The 13,772-nt window shown below is 60.4% G+C and carries 12 protein-coding genes; 4 read left to right on the plus strand and 8 right to left on the minus strand.

Annotated elements, in window-relative coordinates:
• Positions 1 to 41 precede the first annotated feature (41 nt).
• From BLW71_RS05935 to BLW71_RS05945, 3 genes are all read right to left on the minus strand, one after another.
• On the minus strand, positions 42 to 332 hold the full coding sequence (locus tag BLW71_RS05935; protein WP_091794040.1) for a hypothetical protein: 291 nt from the start codon (positions 330 to 332) through the stop codon (positions 42 to 44).
• A gap of 347 nt (positions 333 to 679) precedes the next feature.
• Positions 680 to 1,570, minus strand: a complete 891-nt coding sequence (locus tag BLW71_RS05940) for an amidohydrolase family protein (protein WP_091794042.1) — start codon at positions 1,568 to 1,570, stop codon at positions 680 to 682.
• A complete protein-coding gene (locus BLW71_RS05945) occupies positions 1,567 to 2,871 on the minus strand; it encodes an MFS transporter (protein ID WP_091794044.1) in 1,305 nt (434 codons plus the stop codon). Before BLW71_RS05945 ends, BLW71_RS05940 begins: the two co-directional genes overlap by 4 nt.
• A gap of 143 nt (positions 2,872 to 3,014) precedes the next feature.
• Here BLW71_RS05945 and BLW71_RS05950 point away from each other — a divergent pair, with 143 nt between their 5' ends.
• On the plus strand, positions 3,015 to 3,758 hold the full coding sequence (locus BLW71_RS05950) for a GntR family transcriptional regulator (RefSeq protein ID WP_091794046.1): 744 nt from the start codon (positions 3,015 to 3,017) through the stop codon (positions 3,756 to 3,758).
• A gap of 230 nt (positions 3,759 to 3,988) precedes the next feature.
• Complete coding sequence (locus tag BLW71_RS05955) at positions 3,989 to 5,296, plus strand: MFS transporter (RefSeq protein WP_091794048.1); 1,308 nt, start codon at positions 3,989 to 3,991, stop codon at positions 5,294 to 5,296.
• Positions 5,297 to 5,433: 137 nt separating this feature from the next.
• Here BLW71_RS05955 and BLW71_RS05960 read toward each other — a convergent pair whose 3' ends face one another.
• The 5 genes from BLW71_RS05960 to BLW71_RS05980 all read right to left on the minus strand — a co-directional run bounded on the left by BLW71_RS05960 (position 5,434) and on the right by BLW71_RS05980 (position 9,991).
• Positions 5,434 to 5,796: a translation initiation factor Sui1 gene (locus tag BLW71_RS05960; RefSeq protein ID WP_091794050.1), complete on the minus strand. Its 363-nt coding sequence runs from the start codon at positions 5,794 to 5,796 to the stop codon at positions 5,434 to 5,436.
• Between the two features lie 300 nt (positions 5,797 to 6,096).
• Positions 6,097 to 7,341, minus strand: coding sequence for a citrate synthase (locus BLW71_RS05965; protein ID WP_091794052.1), 1,245 nt, complete (start codon positions 7,339 to 7,341; stop codon positions 6,097 to 6,099).
• 107 nt (positions 7,342 to 7,448) lie between these two features.
• On the minus strand, positions 7,449 to 7,841 hold the full coding sequence (locus BLW71_RS05970; protein ID WP_091794054.1) for a VOC family protein: 393 nt from the start codon (positions 7,839 to 7,841) through the stop codon (positions 7,449 to 7,451).
• Positions 7,842 to 7,867: 26 nt separating this feature from the next.
• Positions 7,868 to 9,181, minus strand: a complete 1,314-nt coding sequence (locus tag BLW71_RS05975; protein WP_091794056.1) for an MFS transporter — start codon at positions 9,179 to 9,181, stop codon at positions 7,868 to 7,870.
• A 51-nt stretch (positions 9,182 to 9,232) separates the two neighbouring features.
• The gene (locus BLW71_RS05980; protein ID WP_091794058.1) at positions 9,233 to 9,991 is read right to left on the minus strand and encodes an SDR family oxidoreductase; all 759 of its coding nucleotides are present in this window, start codon (positions 9,989 to 9,991) and stop codon (positions 9,233 to 9,235) included.
• Between the two features lie 314 nt (positions 9,992 to 10,305).
• Here BLW71_RS05980 and BLW71_RS05985 point away from each other — a divergent pair, with 314 nt between their 5' ends.
• Together BLW71_RS05985 and BLW71_RS05990 are read left to right on the plus strand one after the other, a co-directional pair.
• Positions 10,306 to 11,268: a 2-hydroxyacid dehydrogenase gene (locus BLW71_RS05985; protein WP_091794060.1), complete on the plus strand. Its 963-nt coding sequence runs from the start codon at positions 10,306 to 10,308 to the stop codon at positions 11,266 to 11,268.
• Positions 11,269 to 11,794: 526 nt separating this feature from the next.
• Positions 11,795 to 13,375: an isocitrate lyase gene (locus tag BLW71_RS05990; RefSeq protein ID WP_091794062.1), complete on the plus strand. Its 1,581-nt coding sequence runs from the start codon at positions 11,795 to 11,797 to the stop codon at positions 13,373 to 13,375.
• Positions 13,376 to 13,772 lie beyond the last annotated feature (397 nt).

The following is a 13,772-nucleotide window of genomic DNA, read 5'->3' on the forward strand; positions in this document are numbered from 1 at the left end:
AACTCTCGTACGCGGATTCCTGGGCGGGCCTCGAAGCCCCGTTAGTGGTCCGCCGATTTACCCCACACGATAGATTCAGGATGCTGTTTCAGGTAATCCGACAGCGCCGTCAGCGCGGCAAGTGTGCGGCGCAACTCGGTCAACGCCTGACGAATATCGGTGTGCATCGGCGAGTCCTGCTGCAGCGTGGCGTTTGCCGCATTGTCTTCCTCGACGGTATTGGGCACGGTCGGCAGTTCGACCCGCATGCCACGTGTATCGATGCTGACAGCGGGCGCGTGCGGGAAGAAGTCCAGCGCCACATAGCGCTGGCCGGTCAGGACGCTCCCCATCCGCAACCGTCCGCGCAGACCCTGGGCGACCAGTTGATGCAGCAGCGCCCTGGCCGCCGCGCCGGAGCGTTGACCGAGCGCCTTCCTGTAGTGTCGTCCGAGGCGATAGTGGTCTCGCGTTTCACTCTCTGTTGGGACTCTCGCCGCTGGACGATTCGACTCGCGACCGGCTGTTCGATCGCCTCCTCGACGAAGCGAGCTGGCAAGGCTCGCATTCGCAGGCAAAACGTCGCAAACGGACCGCGGGCTGAGCCACGCGGTCACGTCAATCTGCTGTGCGGGTGTCGCGCTGGTTCATCGCGAACGGCGCGTCGACGCGTGGGCGAGAGCGGGGGGCTTGCCCATCCTTATGTGCGATAGCTTGCGACTCGGCAGAGCGGATTCCGGTCGATCGACACGGGCTCTTTATCGAACCCGTAAAACGAATGCGGGGTTGAGCACAGGATTGCATCGACGAGCGAGGGCGCAAGAAGTAAGTCCAGCAACGCGGAAAGTGTCTGGCGGTAGTCTGTCGCGTGTTCAAACTGCGTGTGTGGCCAATCACTGCCCCACATCAGGCGCTCGGCGCCAAATGCGTCGATCAGTTGGTCCGTGGCTTCGCGCATGAAATTCGAGCCGGGTTTCGCGCAACGGTAAGCGCCCGAAATCTTGACCCATACACGACCCGAAGAGCCAAGCTCCAACAGGTCCTTGAACCCCCGGTCGCTGGTACCGCTATCCAGGGCAGGGCGGCCAAAATGGTCGACGACGACCGGCAAGCCCGCATCCAGCAAAGTGGTGATGAGTGGCGCCAGGTCCGACGCCTGCCTATGCAACTCGACATGCCAGCCGAGTTTTGATAACCGCCGCCATAACGTCGCGTAGCGCGCCGCGCCGATGTCGGGGAGCGTCTGCCCCACAAGGTTGAGGCGCACGCCGGTAATGCCATCGGCGTTCAGTTGCGCCAGTTCGTCTTCCGAAATATCGGGGGAAACGACCGCCACCCCGCGCAGCCGGATCCGTTCCGTGGTCAACGCCTGTAAAAGATAGCTGTTGTCGGTACCGAGAAAACTTGGCTGGACCAGCACGGCATGTCCAATGTCGCTCGCGTCCAGAAGCTTCCGGTAAGCGTCCAGGGTTGCGTCATAGCCGGGTGCGTAGCGCCGTCCGTCCGCGAGCGGCAGTGTTCTTGCAAACACGTGCGCGTGCGTGTCGACGCGCGGCAGGCCTCGCCGCGCAATGGGTGGTGCCTGAGTCATCGCTGGCTCCGGGGATGTTCAAGCGCAAACTCGGCATCGGCGACCGGCTGTGAAGGCTGCTCTACGCCAGTCGGCCGCAAGCGCCTGCCGCGCGTTTCGGGAAGCGCCAACACGGCAACCATTGCCAGCCCATACGCAATGGCCGCGTCGATACCAATCGCTGCTCCGAGCGACATCGAATGACTCATATACCCGACCAGCACAGGAAAACCTGCCGAGGCGATCCGCCCAAAGTTGTAGCAGAAGCCGACGCCTGTGCCGCGCATGTCTGCCGGATAGAGTTCGTTGAAGAGCGCACCCAGACTGGCCGGAATGCCGGCGGCAAAGAAGCCGAGCGGAAAACCCAGCATGAGCATCTCCGTGTTGCTCAACGGAAGCATGACGTAAGCCAGGACCGTGACAATGCACGCAAAGGCGAAGAAGGCGATGTTGCGGCGGCGACCGATCCGGTCGAGCAGGTAGGCGCTCGCCATGCAGCCGCACCAGAAGGCAACGATGACGACGGCGAGGTATCCACCCGTGTTCAGGACCGACAGATGTCTTTCCTTTGAGAGGAAGGTCGGCAGCCAGGTCATGATGGCGTAGTACCCACCGTGAGCACCTGTACCGAGAATCGCGCCTGCCACCGTGGTCTTGATGACGCGTGGCTGAAATACTTGTGCGACCTGTGCCCACACCGAAACGGACGGCTCAGTGGTAGCCGGAGCGATGCGCGCCGGTTCGCGAAGATTGCGGCGAACGTAAAGAACGAGGAGTGCCGGTAGCAGACCGACCCCGAACATGACACGCCACGCGGTGTCCGACGGTAGCCATGAAAACGCTGCTGCATACAGAAGCACGGCACCGGCCCAACCAACAGCCCACGCGCTCTGCACGGCTCCCATGGCCTTGCCGCGGTGTTCGGAACGGATGGTCTCCGCCATCAGCACTGCGCCGGCTGCCCACTCCCCGCCGAACCCAAAACCCTGGAGTGCCTTCAGCACCAGCAATTGGGGAAAACTTTGGGCGAACGCACATAGGAAGGTGAAACTTGCAAACCAGAGGATCGTAATCTGCAGCGTCCGAACCCGACCGATCCTGTCGGACAAGGCGCCCGCCAGCCAGCCGCCCAGCGCCGACGACACCAAGGTCACTCCGCTGATGGCGCCCGCCTGTGTGTGGTCGATGCCGTAGGCTGCAATGATGGCGGGGATTGCCAGGGTGAACATCTGCACGTCGAGGGCATCGAGGCCCCAGCCGGCGAAACAACCCCAGAAGGTGCTGCGTTCGAGGGGTGTCCCTTGTTTGTACCACGTGAGCATCGCTGTCTCCACTTGAATTCATATATTCATGTATATGACTATATGTGTAGTCTAGAGTCGTCCACGAAAATGTCATTGAGGATTTACCCTCGTCTTCACGGGTTGTTGTAAAGTGACCATTCCTGTGAACAATTAGATGAATCATGGATACGCAATCGTTCTCGGGCACGCCAGACGGTCGGTTGCCCCGATACCAGCAACTGCGCGACGACCTGGTGCGTCGCATCGCGGAGGGCGAGTGGGAGCCCGAAAAGGCGATCGCCACCGAGGCGGAGCTTAGCCAGTTCTATGCCGTGTCGACCGGAACGCTTCGCAAGGCGATTGATTTGCTGGTGGCCGACGGCGTGCTCACCCGCACTCAGGGGAAGGGAACCTTCGTGCGGCGTCCTCGCTTTGATTCGTCGTTGTTCCGCTTCTTCCGGTTCAAGTCGGTTGACGGCAAACCGGTCCGACCGACAGCAAAAGTGCTCCGCCGCGAAGTCGTCAAGCCGGACGAGGGGATTCGCTCCACGTTGCGAATGAAAGCGACCGAGAAGGCGGTTCATCTCTCAAGAGTACGGCTGATTGACGGGCAACCGGTCTTGTCGGAAGAAATATGGCTGCCTCGAAGCCGTTTCGAAGGGCTGGCGACACTCCCCCTCGGCGATTTCGAAGACTTGCTGTATCCGCTTTACGAGCGGCTCTGCCGGCAAATCGTGGCATCGGCCAGGGAAATTCTGAATGTCGAGCAGGCCACAGAAGCCGATGCAGCGCTCTTGCGTATCGATGTTGGCAGCCCGGTCATTCTCGTGCACCGTGTGGCATCCGATTTTGCCGGGACGCCTATTGAATGGCGTACCACGCGTGGTGCTGCGTCAGCCTTCCAGTATCAGGTCGACATTCGCTGACAGCGCGACTTCCTTCTTTCCGCTCCGAACATACGAACATAGGCAGGCGGCCTGCTGAAACAGCAGCGCCGCGTGTGTTCGTAAGCCCGTCCGTCCGGGTTATACCTCATTGCAGATTGGCGCCAAACATACAAACATATATATGACTATATAAATTTGCTTGTTTTCGTTTGACCGGGCGCTCTGCGAAACGCCAGTCACGGCAGCGGGCATGGACCTTTGGAGCGAACATGTCTACGGCGGTTATACGCGAGCAGCAGGTAATGAGGAAAATGGCATGGCGGCTGATGCCGTTGCTCATCGTCATGTTTCTCATCGCATTCATCGACCGGCAGAATGTCGGTTTCGCGAAACTGGAAATGGTTCAGGCGCTCGGCATGACGGAAGCCGCCTACGGGTTGGGCGCCTCGCTGTTTTTCATCGGCTACCTCCTGTTCGAGGTGCCCAGCACTCTGGCATTGCATCGTTTCGGCGCCCGCACCTGGCTTGCGCGCATCATGATTACGTGGGGCGTCATTACGGTGTTAATGGCGTTCACGAAGTCGCTGCCGGTGTTTTATTCATTCCGGTTCGCACTGGGTGTTGCAGAGGCCGGGTTCTATCCTGGGGTCATTTACTATCTGACGCAGTGGTTTCCTCAGAGCTACCGGACGCGCGTGCTCGGGCTTTTCACACTCGGCAGTTCGCTCGCGAACATGTTAGGTTCGCTGGTTGGAGGCATGCTGCTTTCCTTGGGTGGGACACTGGGACTGGCTGGTTGGCAATGGGTCTTCCTCGCGACCGGCATTCCGGCAATACTGATTGCGTTCGTAGCACTGAAGTTTCTGCCGAGCTCGGTCAAGCAAGCGACCTTTCTTTCTCGGGACGAGCAGGACATGGTGATCGCGGCGCTCGAGCGCGAAGCGTCCCCTGAGGCAAAGGAGTCACGACCATGGGCCGCATTGCTCGACCCGAAGGTGCTTATGTTTGCCGCGACCTACATGATGATGTCGACGTCGCTGTACGGTGTTACGTACTGGATGCCTACGTTGGTCAAGAGCTGGGGCGTTTCTTCGAGCGTGAACGGCCTGCTCAACATGATTCCGTGGGCACTCGCGACACTTCTTCTGCTTTGGCTTCCCGGGAAACTCAAGCGTGAGCAGGTGGTGCTAAAAGCAATGGTCGTGGTGGCAGGCATCGGCGTCGTATGCTTTGCTTCCAGTCTCGTATTGCCGACCGTGTCGTTGCGCTTTATTGCGCTGTGTTTGGGCGGCGCCTGTATTCCTCTGCTGTACCCTTGCTTCTGGTCGCTGCCCCCGCGTTTCTTTTCAGGCGCCCGCGCCGCAGCAAGCGTCGCGGCTATCAACTGCATCGGCAATCTTGGCGGGTTCTTCGGACAGAACCTGATGCCGTACGTTGGCAAAGTCAGTAATAGCCACGTTGCACCAATGCTTGTTCCGACAGCATGCCTGTTGGCGCTCGCAATTGGGACCGCCATTGCATCGGTAGTGGGTGGGCATCGCAAGGCGGCGCTTGCATCTTCAACGGTTTCGCTTTGATGAATCGCTGCCGCTCGATGCAGTAGCCTCGGACTGAGATTCGGCCACTTCGAGACGCTCGCCTGGGCGGATTCGATAGCCGCTCGATAGCCGCGAGCGGCCGATTGATCTCATCGCGCCGTCGCTCGTTGAAGCGATTAACCCCCGGCCCGCTTAGCGTTATGGCCGTGCTTTTTGAGTGCCTCAATGACCCGCTCGCAATGATCGCCTTGCACTTCAATTACGCCGTCCTTGACCGTTCCGCCAGAACCGCAGACCGTGCGCAGCTGCTTGGCTAGCAACGCCAAAGCGAGCGGCTCGAGCGCCAGCCCTCTTATGAGTGTCACGCTCTTGCCTCCGCGGCCCTTGGTCTCGCGAGACACTCGCACCGCACCGTCACCCGCCTGCGATGTCGCGGCCACTGCCTTGCAGACACAGTCCGCGAGCGGGCGCCTGCACTCGGGGCACATCCGCCCGCCGTCGGTGGAATAGACAAGGCCGCCTTTTGAACTACTCTTCATGATTGGCTTACTCGAATACGCTTATAAGTCGGGAATCGGGGCGAGTTTAGCAGGTGTGCTTCAGTAGCCGACCATGGCCAGGTGAGGTCGCTCGGAGCTTGCGGATAGTGCGAGGGGTGGGCCGCGAAAGAGCCGTGCGTTGAACTCATTCAACCAGCTTTCCCACGGCCGCTATCTGCCATGCTGTCCGCAATCGAAGTCGACTGGCAAGGTGCGTGATCTTTAAGCGCGCCGTGGGCCGCCGCGCACAGGACGGTTCGATCATATGCATGACGCAAGCGATTGATCGATTACGCCTTCTCAGGAATCGACCGCCTTGAACAGCCGATTCTTGTCGAGCGTGGCCGGATCGAGTGGCTTCTCGGCGCCTTCGGGCGGCAGCGGCGGGCTGGCGTCTTCCAGCGCGCGCCCGGTGTAGCGGCTTCGTGGCCGTATGACCTTGCCCACCCGCAACTGCTCGATACAATGGGCGAGCAATCCCACGCTGCGGGCCGTTGCGAACAACGCGAACGACGTATCGCGTGGTAACGCCAACTGGGCCGCAAGAGCCGCGAGCGCAACGTCGATATTCGGCTGGAGTCCGGTCAGCTCGACCACCTTGTCGATGAACGAGACGAGTTCCCTATGTGGATTCAACACTTCGAGCAAGGCGGCCGCTCGCGGATCGCCGTCCGGATAGAGATGATGTCCAAAGCCCGGTATCGGAATGGCCGACTGCAAGTGATGAGCAACGACGTGTTCCGCGCCGAGTCGTCCAACGTCGTCGAACACGGCCCGCACGCGGCCCGACGCGTCGCCATGCAGTGGGCCTGATAAGGTCGCGAGTCCCGTGAGCAGGCATCCCGGCAGCGATGCGCCGGTGGAGGCCGTAATTCTGGCGGCGAACGCCGAACTCGTTATCTCGTGATCGGCCACGAGAACCATCGCACGGCGGATGAGTTCGGCGGCATCGCGGTCCTGGCCCCAACCGAGCGCGAGCCGCTCATGTGTCCCAAGTGCATGCGCGTCACCACGCGCGCCAAACGCTTGCGCGATGAGCGCCACGAGCCGGCCGGCTTCGACATGCAGTGCGCTGTCCGTGCGTCCGATGGTCGAGTGCCCGCTGGCCGCGAGTGCCGCCAGCGAAGTGAACGCGCATTGCCTGCCACGCTCGTCGCCCTGCAGCGGCAGACCACCGGCTTCGAACGAAACGGGCGCGCGCGCATTCCAGAGAATGGCCGCCACTTCCTCAAGCGTCGCCGTGTCCGCTAGCCGGATGCTATCGCGTCCCCGGTAGTACGGCCGACCTTTTGAGAAAGTGGTGATGCCGCTGTAAATGCAGGGCTCCGCACCGAATATCATTCCGGCGGCGAGCGCCTCGCGCTTACGTCCCACCTGCTTTTTGCGGCACAGACCGGCGACGTCCTCCGCACGATAGAGGCTCTTGCGCGGGTCATGCGGGTCCGGCATGACCGCAATGGTCCCTCGACTGACGTACGCGTAGACAGTCTGCGCCTGCACGCCGAGTTGTCGGGCCGCTTCAGTCAGAGTTATCCAGTTTCGCATGGGATGACAGGCAAGTGATGCAGCACAACGCGGCAGAAGAGGCGTTACGATGCTGGTCGCGCGTTGCCTATGAGCGCGACCAATCCAGCGTCAATAGTGACGTTTTTTCAGGTGAAAGTCATCTCGGCGGGGCGTCGCTCCAGAATCTCGACGAGAATGTCGCCCGGCGCTCGTACGAAGCAGGCTCGGACGCCGGCGCGAACCTGCTTGACCGGCGTGACGATTTCCGCGTCACAGCGCAACAGATGCTCGAACGCGGCGTCGAGATCGTCCACCACCACACCGAAATGATCGATGCCCTGTCTTTGCTCGCCCTGAGGAAGCCGGCCGGCTTGCGCGTTCGCCAGCGGCGTGATGAAAAGATTGATGCTGCCGATGCGCAAATCCACGCGTCCCGGACGTCGCACGATTTCAGCGTTCAGACAGCGCGCAAACCATGCGGCGGTCGCTTCGGCGTCTGCCGAGCACAGTTGCAGATGATCCCACTTGAATTCAATCATTCGATTTCTCTGAATAGTCGCAAGCGTCACAGTTCGATGCGGGAAAGCTTCCCCAGCAGCACGGAGTATGAGAACGCGCCGAGCAGGCAGATCGCGCCCATCAGGTTCAGAGCCCAGTAGAAGTGGCCGGTGTGGTGGGTGATATAGCCGATCATGAGCGGCGTGGTAACACCCGCGATATTGGCCGCGAGACTGGTGATGCTGCTCGTCAGTCCCACGTACTGCCGGGGCGCGATTTCGGAGACGGCGGCCCACGACATCGATCCCACGCCCTGCGCGAAGAACGCAATCGTCAGGATCGCGATCACGGCCTCGTTCGACTCGACGAAATTGACGAGCACGATCGAAGCGCCGAGCAGCGTGCCGACGATAAGCGGCGTCTTGCGCGCCGTGGAAATCGACACCCCGCGCCGGATGAAGAAATCCGACAGGGAGCCGGCAAGGAGAATGCCGAGCGTCGCGCCAATGAAAGGCAGCGCCTGGAAGATCCCGACCTTGATCATCGACATGTGGCGCGCTTCGATCAGATAGGTCATGAACCACGTGGTGAAGAAGACCAGCAAGGTGTTATTGCAGAACTTGCCAAGACAGATGGCGAGAATCTGCCGGTAGCTGAGCAGCTTGAGCGCCATGCGCCAGTCGAATTTTTCGCGTGCCTTGCGCGTCGTCGCGCCGTCATTGATGTACTGCAGCTCGGCGGCATTCACGCTCGCGTGCCGATGCGGATCGCGATACACCCGGTACCAGAGAAGGCTGAACAGAATGCCGAAGCCTCCCGTCACGAAAAACACCGCGCGCCAGCCGTACGCGGCGGAGATCCACAGCAACAAGCCGGTAAACAAGGGCGTGCCGATGTATTGGCCCATGACGTAGACGCTGGTTGCGAAGCCGCGCTCCCGCGCGGGAAACCACAGCGTCACGGCGCGTGCGTTCGAAGGGAAGGCGGGCGCCTCCAGTGCGCCGATCGCGAGCCGCGATCCGAGCAGCATGTGATAGCCGCTCGCGAGACCCTGCGTCAGCGTGGCGAACGACCAGCCGACGAGAGACAGCGCATAGGCAATGCGCGAGCCCAGAACGTCGGTCAGCACGCCGCCGGGCACGAGAGCAATGGAATAGGCGAGGCCGAATGCCGCGAACAGTTCGCCCATTTGCATCCTGTCGAGCCCGAGCCCCTTCGAGAGGCCCGGTGCAACGATGCCCAGCGCCGAGCGGTCCACGTAGTTGAGGATAGTGGCCACGAGCAACATCGAGAGCACGACATACCGGATTCTGGAGCGTTTCGCGGTATCCGCGAAGGCCGCGTTTCGCGGCGGCAAGGTTTTTTCCTCTATGACTTTCATCGGTGTCTCCATAACATTAGCCTGTTGTTTTTTTATTGGCGAAAGGGCGATCTATCCGCGGCCGACGAACGGCATGGCGCTCGCCATGATGGTCATGTTGAGCACATTGGCTTCGAGCGGAAGACTGGCCATGTGCACGACGGCATTCGCAACGTGCGTCACGTCCATTCTTGCTTCCGGCGCCAGACGTCCATCCGCTTGCAGTACGCCGCGGTTCATGCGTTCCGTGAGCGAGGTGGCCGCGTTGCCGATATCGATCTGACTGCAGGCGATGTTGAACGCTCGTCCGTCCAGCGCAATCGATTTGGTAATGCCGGTGATCGCATGCTTGGTCGCCGTATAGGCGATGGTATGCGGCCGCGGCGAGTGCGCCGAGATCGATCCATTGTTGATGATTCGTCCGCCCTGCGGGGACTGCGCTTTCATCAAGCGATAAGCGGCGCGAGCGCACAGGAACACGCCGGTCAGATTGGTGGCGACGACATCGTTCCAGAATTCGACCTCGTAGTCTTCCAGCGGGACGGCGCCCGCGTTGCGCCCCGCGTTGTTGAAGAGCACGTCGAGGCGGCCGAATGTCTCGGCGATCTGCGAAAACGCGCGCTCGACCGAGGCTGCGTCGGCGACGTCGGTCTGGAACACATGCGCTTGCCCACCGGCGATGCCGATTGCCTCCTTCGTCTCCAGCAGCGGTTCCGCTCTGCGCCCGAGGAGCGCGACGGCGAATCCGGCGTGGGCGAGCGCCATGGCGGCGGAGCGGCCGATGCCGGAGCCGGCGCCCGTCACGGCTGCAAATTTCTTCGATGCAGGCATTTCACTTCCTCTCGACAGGTCAATTGAACATGGGGTGCAGAGTTGCATTCGTGCCATGCGTCGAGCAATCTTGATTCATTGAATCAACATCTGAGCGCTTTGCCGATGGGGATCGCACCAGGGTTTTCCTGATACGGGCGTTGAGTGCAGCGGCACGGACAAGGGGCTCGAAAGGAAAGGGATCGGGGCATGCAGCGCGCACCGGGACGAATAGTGGGGCCATCATTTCCGAGGAGTTGATTCATCCAATCAACATTGACGGCCCGGTCTGCTGTTTCGTAGTCTCTCGACGTCTGCCTACCCAAGGAAAAACCATGTCGAAAGATAACCGTACCAGGCTGTTGATTGCGCGCAAAGTTCCCACCGCCGTGGCGCAGCGCGCTGAAGCCGATTTCCATGCCTTCGTGACCGAGTCCGATATGGACTCGTGGTCAGTCGTCGACTTCTGCAAGAAGCACGAGGTGCCCGCCGTATTGATCGGCAAGAAATCCGGGTTGCAAGCGGAGCACATCGCCGCGCTGCCTTCGACAGTCAGGATCATTGCGAACGCGAGCGCGGGCTTCGATCACATGGACGTGGCCGCTGCCCGCGAAAGGGGAATTGTCGTCACGAACGCGCCTGATGCGTTGACCGAATGCACGGCCGATTTCTCGATGCTGCTCGTGCTCGCGGCCTGCCGGCGTGCGTCGGAGTACGAACGAATCATGCGAAACGGTTGGGGAAAATCTTTCGGCATGACCGAAATGCTGGGGACGCGGGTCAACGGCAAGACGCTCGGCATTGTCGGATTCGGGCGTATCGGACGAGCGGTCGCGAAGCGTGCCCAAGGTTTCGGCATGCGCGTGATCTACACGGACATTAACCGTGCGCCTGAGTCGCTGGAAAATGGCGCGACGTACTACGCCAGCCTCGAGGATATGCTGCCGCACTGCCATGTGCTCACGCTGCACGTGCCAGGCGGCGGCGTCCCGCTAATGACAAAAAATGAGTTTGGGCTGCTGCCCAAGGGCGCGGTCTTTGTCAACGCGGCGCGTGGCGGTCTGGTGGATGAAGATGCGCTTTATGAAGCACTGACTTCGGGACATCTGTTCAGTGCGGGTCTGGACGTGTACCGGAATGAGCCGAATGTCGACAAGCGTTTTGCGGCGCTCGAGAACGTGTTTCTAACGCCGCACATGGCGAGCGCCACGATCGAGACTCGCGACCAGATGGGTTTCACGGCGCTGGATAACGTTGCCGCCGTGCTGGATGGGCGGCCCGCGTTGAATCCGGTGTGAATCCCGGCCTCGCGAATCAGAGCTTGTAAAGCTCGCGTGACGCAGCAGCGGGAGCGTCGCGAGGTCGTCCAATTACACCTGTGCTTCAGCGGCCAGCAGCGCGGCCCGTCATACGGCCCGCTGCGACCCAGCGCGCCGCGCTTCTCACTGTGGACCAGTGACAACATTCGAATCGCAACAGGCACTCGGCCAAGCATGCGCGAGACGGTACGCGCCTAGTGCCGGCACACAGACGATGGCAGCGGAATCGATCGGCTGTCCTTTCTCCGTCAGCGAAAGCGCGTTTCACAATGCGGGATTCAGCGCGAATCTCCGGATCAGGATCATTTCGTTGTTTGAAAACTGGTTTTGCATCGCAAAAATTGCCGCGTATCTATTTGAAATATAAGAGAAAAATATGTCTTATGTCTTATATAAGACTTGGGACGGGTGGCGTTACTATTTAGTCATGCAGCTCGCTTCGAAAGACGTAGCGACGCCGCGCTGAACCACTTAGTTAAACGCGCTTTGCTCTTAGGAGAGTCACATGGCCCAATATCAAGACGACATTCAGGCAGTTGCTGGTTTGAAAGAGAATCACGGCAGCGCCTGGAATGCCATCAACCCCGAGTACGCGGCGCGCATGCGTGCTCAGAACAAGTTCAAGACGGGCCTGGACATCGCCAGGTACACGGCGAGAATCATGCGCGCCGATATGGCGGCTTACGATGCCGACCCGTCCAGATACACCCAGTCGCTGGGCTGCTGGCACGGGTTCATCGGCCAGCAGAAGATGATCTCCATCAAGAAGCACTTCAACAGCACGGAGCGCCGTTACCTTTACCTGTCCGGCTGGATGGTGGCCGCGCTGCGCTCCGAGTTCGGCCCGCTGCCTGACCAGTCGATGCACGAGAAAACTTCCGTCAGCGCGCTGATCCGCGAGCTGTACACGTTCTTGCGCCAGGCAGACGCCCGTGAACTGGGCGGCCTGTTCCGCCAGCTCGACGCCGCTGAAGGCGCTGCCAAGGCCGCCATCCAGGAAAAAATCGACAACCACGTCACCCACGTCGTGCCTATCATCGCCGACATCGACGCGGGATTCGGCAACGCCGAAGCAACGTATCTGCTGGCCAAGCAGTTCATTGAAGCGGGCGCATGTTGCATCCAGATCGAAAACCAGGTGTCCGACGAGAAACAGTGCGGCCACCAGGATGGCAAGGTCACCGTGCCGCACGAGGACTTCCTCGCCAAGATTCGCGCCATTCGCTACGCCTTCCTGGAACTGGGTGTGGACGACGGAATCATCGTGGCGCGTACCGACTCGTTGGGCGCCGGCCTGACCAAGCAGATCGCCGTGACCAACACGCCGGGCGATCTGGGTGACCAATACAATTCTTTCCTTGATTGTGAAGAATTGTCGGCCGACGAACTGGGCAATGGCGACGTCATCATCAAGCGTGACGGCAAGCTGCTGCGTCCCAAGCGCCTGCCTAGCAATCTGTTCCAGTTCCGCGCCGGTACCGGCGAAGCGCGCTGCGTACTGGATTGCGTCACCGCGCTGCAAAACGGTGCTGACCTGCTGTGGATCGAAACCGAAAAGCCGCACATCGCCCAGATCGGCGGCATGGTCAGCGAGATTCGCAAAGTCATCCCGAACGCCAAGCTGGTGTACAACAACAGTCCGTCGTTCAACTGGACCCTGAATTTCCGCCAGCAGGCGTATGACGCGTTGAAGGCCGCAGGCAAGGATGTGTCGGTATACGACCGCGCGCAGCTGATGAGCGTGGAATACGATCAGACCGAACTGGCGAAGCTCGCCGACGAAAAGATCAGGACTTTCCAGGCGGATGCGTCGCGCGAAGCAGGTATCTTCCACCACCTGATTACGCTGCCGACCTATCACACCGCCGCACTGTCGACAGACAACCTGGCCAAGGAATACTTCGGCGACCAGGGCATGCTGGGTTACGTGGCTGGCGTGCAGCGTAAGGAAATCCGTGAGGGCATCGCCTGCGTCAAGCACCAGAACATGTCCGGCTCGGACATCGGCGACGACCACAAGGAGTATTTCAGCGGCGAAGCGGCGCTGAAAGCGGCGGGGAAAGACAACACGATGAACCAGTTCTGATATCGGCATTGTCGTAAGCAAAACGCCAACCCGTCCGGGTTGGCGTTTTTTTGTCATGACGATTCAATCCCGTAGTTTGATGCCTTCCAGGACATCTGACACTCCACATCGGCGCCGACTTTTTTCGACCGAATCGGCCACAACCTGTCATTCAGTGAGCAGGGAAACCCGCCGTTTGACCGGCTGCAGTACTCCGGAAGGTGACTGACGAGCTACATGCACAATTCGGCCTGAGACGCCATTCGCATGTTGATGCCGGCATGCCCGCTCACTCCAGCACAGCGGTCGTTTGACAGCGGCAATCGCGAATGGATGCTGTGACATCGATGAATGCGTACTGCCGGCCATTTTGAGACATTTGGCGGCACCGCTTAAACTGCTGACAATCATTGCTCCC

This window comes from Burkholderia sp. WP9 (assembly GCF_900104795.1).
Taxonomy (GTDB): domain Bacteria; phylum Pseudomonadota; class Gammaproteobacteria; order Burkholderiales; family Burkholderiaceae; genus Paraburkholderia.

What these genes read in the sequence shown, in the direction of transcription:
- BLW71_RS05935 (WP_091794040.1), bottom strand. Translation starts at nt 332, where the DNA reads ATGGGGAGCGTCCTGACCGGCCAGCGCTATGTGGCGCTGGACTTCTTC.
- BLW71_RS05940 (WP_091794042.1), bottom strand. Translation starts at nt 1,570, where the DNA reads ATGACTCAGGCACCACCCATTGCGCGGCGAGGCCTGCCGCGCGTCGAC.
- BLW71_RS05945 (WP_091794044.1), bottom strand. Translation starts at nt 2,871, where the DNA reads ATGCTCACGTGGTACAAACAAGGGACACCCCTCGAACGCAGCACCTTC.
- BLW71_RS05950 (WP_091794046.1), top strand. Translation starts at nt 3,015, where the DNA reads ATGGATACGCAATCGTTCTCGGGCACGCCAGACGGTCGGTTGCCCCGA.
- BLW71_RS05955 (WP_091794048.1), top strand. Translation starts at nt 3,989, where the DNA reads ATGTCTACGGCGGTTATACGCGAGCAGCAGGTAATGAGGAAAATGGCA.
- BLW71_RS05960 (WP_091794050.1), bottom strand. Translation starts at nt 5,796, where the DNA reads ATGAAGAGTAGTTCAAAAGGCGGCCTTGTCTATTCCACCGACGGCGGG.
- BLW71_RS05965 (WP_091794052.1), bottom strand. Translation starts at nt 7,341, where the DNA reads ATGCGAAACTGGATAACTCTGACTGAAGCGGCCCGACAACTCGGCGTG.
- BLW71_RS05970 (WP_091794054.1), bottom strand. Translation starts at nt 7,841, where the DNA reads ATGATTGAATTCAAGTGGGATCATCTGCAACTGTGCTCGGCAGACGCC.
- BLW71_RS05975 (WP_091794056.1), bottom strand. Translation starts at nt 9,181, where the DNA reads ATGAAAGTCATAGAGGAAAAAACCTTGCCGCCGCGAAACGCGGCCTTC.
- BLW71_RS05980 (WP_091794058.1), bottom strand. Translation starts at nt 9,991, where the DNA reads ATGCCTGCATCGAAGAAATTTGCAGCCGTGACGGGCGCCGGCTCCGGC.
- BLW71_RS05985 (WP_091794060.1), top strand. Translation starts at nt 10,306, where the DNA reads ATGTCGAAAGATAACCGTACCAGGCTGTTGATTGCGCGCAAAGTTCCC.
- BLW71_RS05990 (WP_091794062.1), top strand. Translation starts at nt 11,795, where the DNA reads ATGGCCCAATATCAAGACGACATTCAGGCAGTTGCTGGTTTGAAAGAG.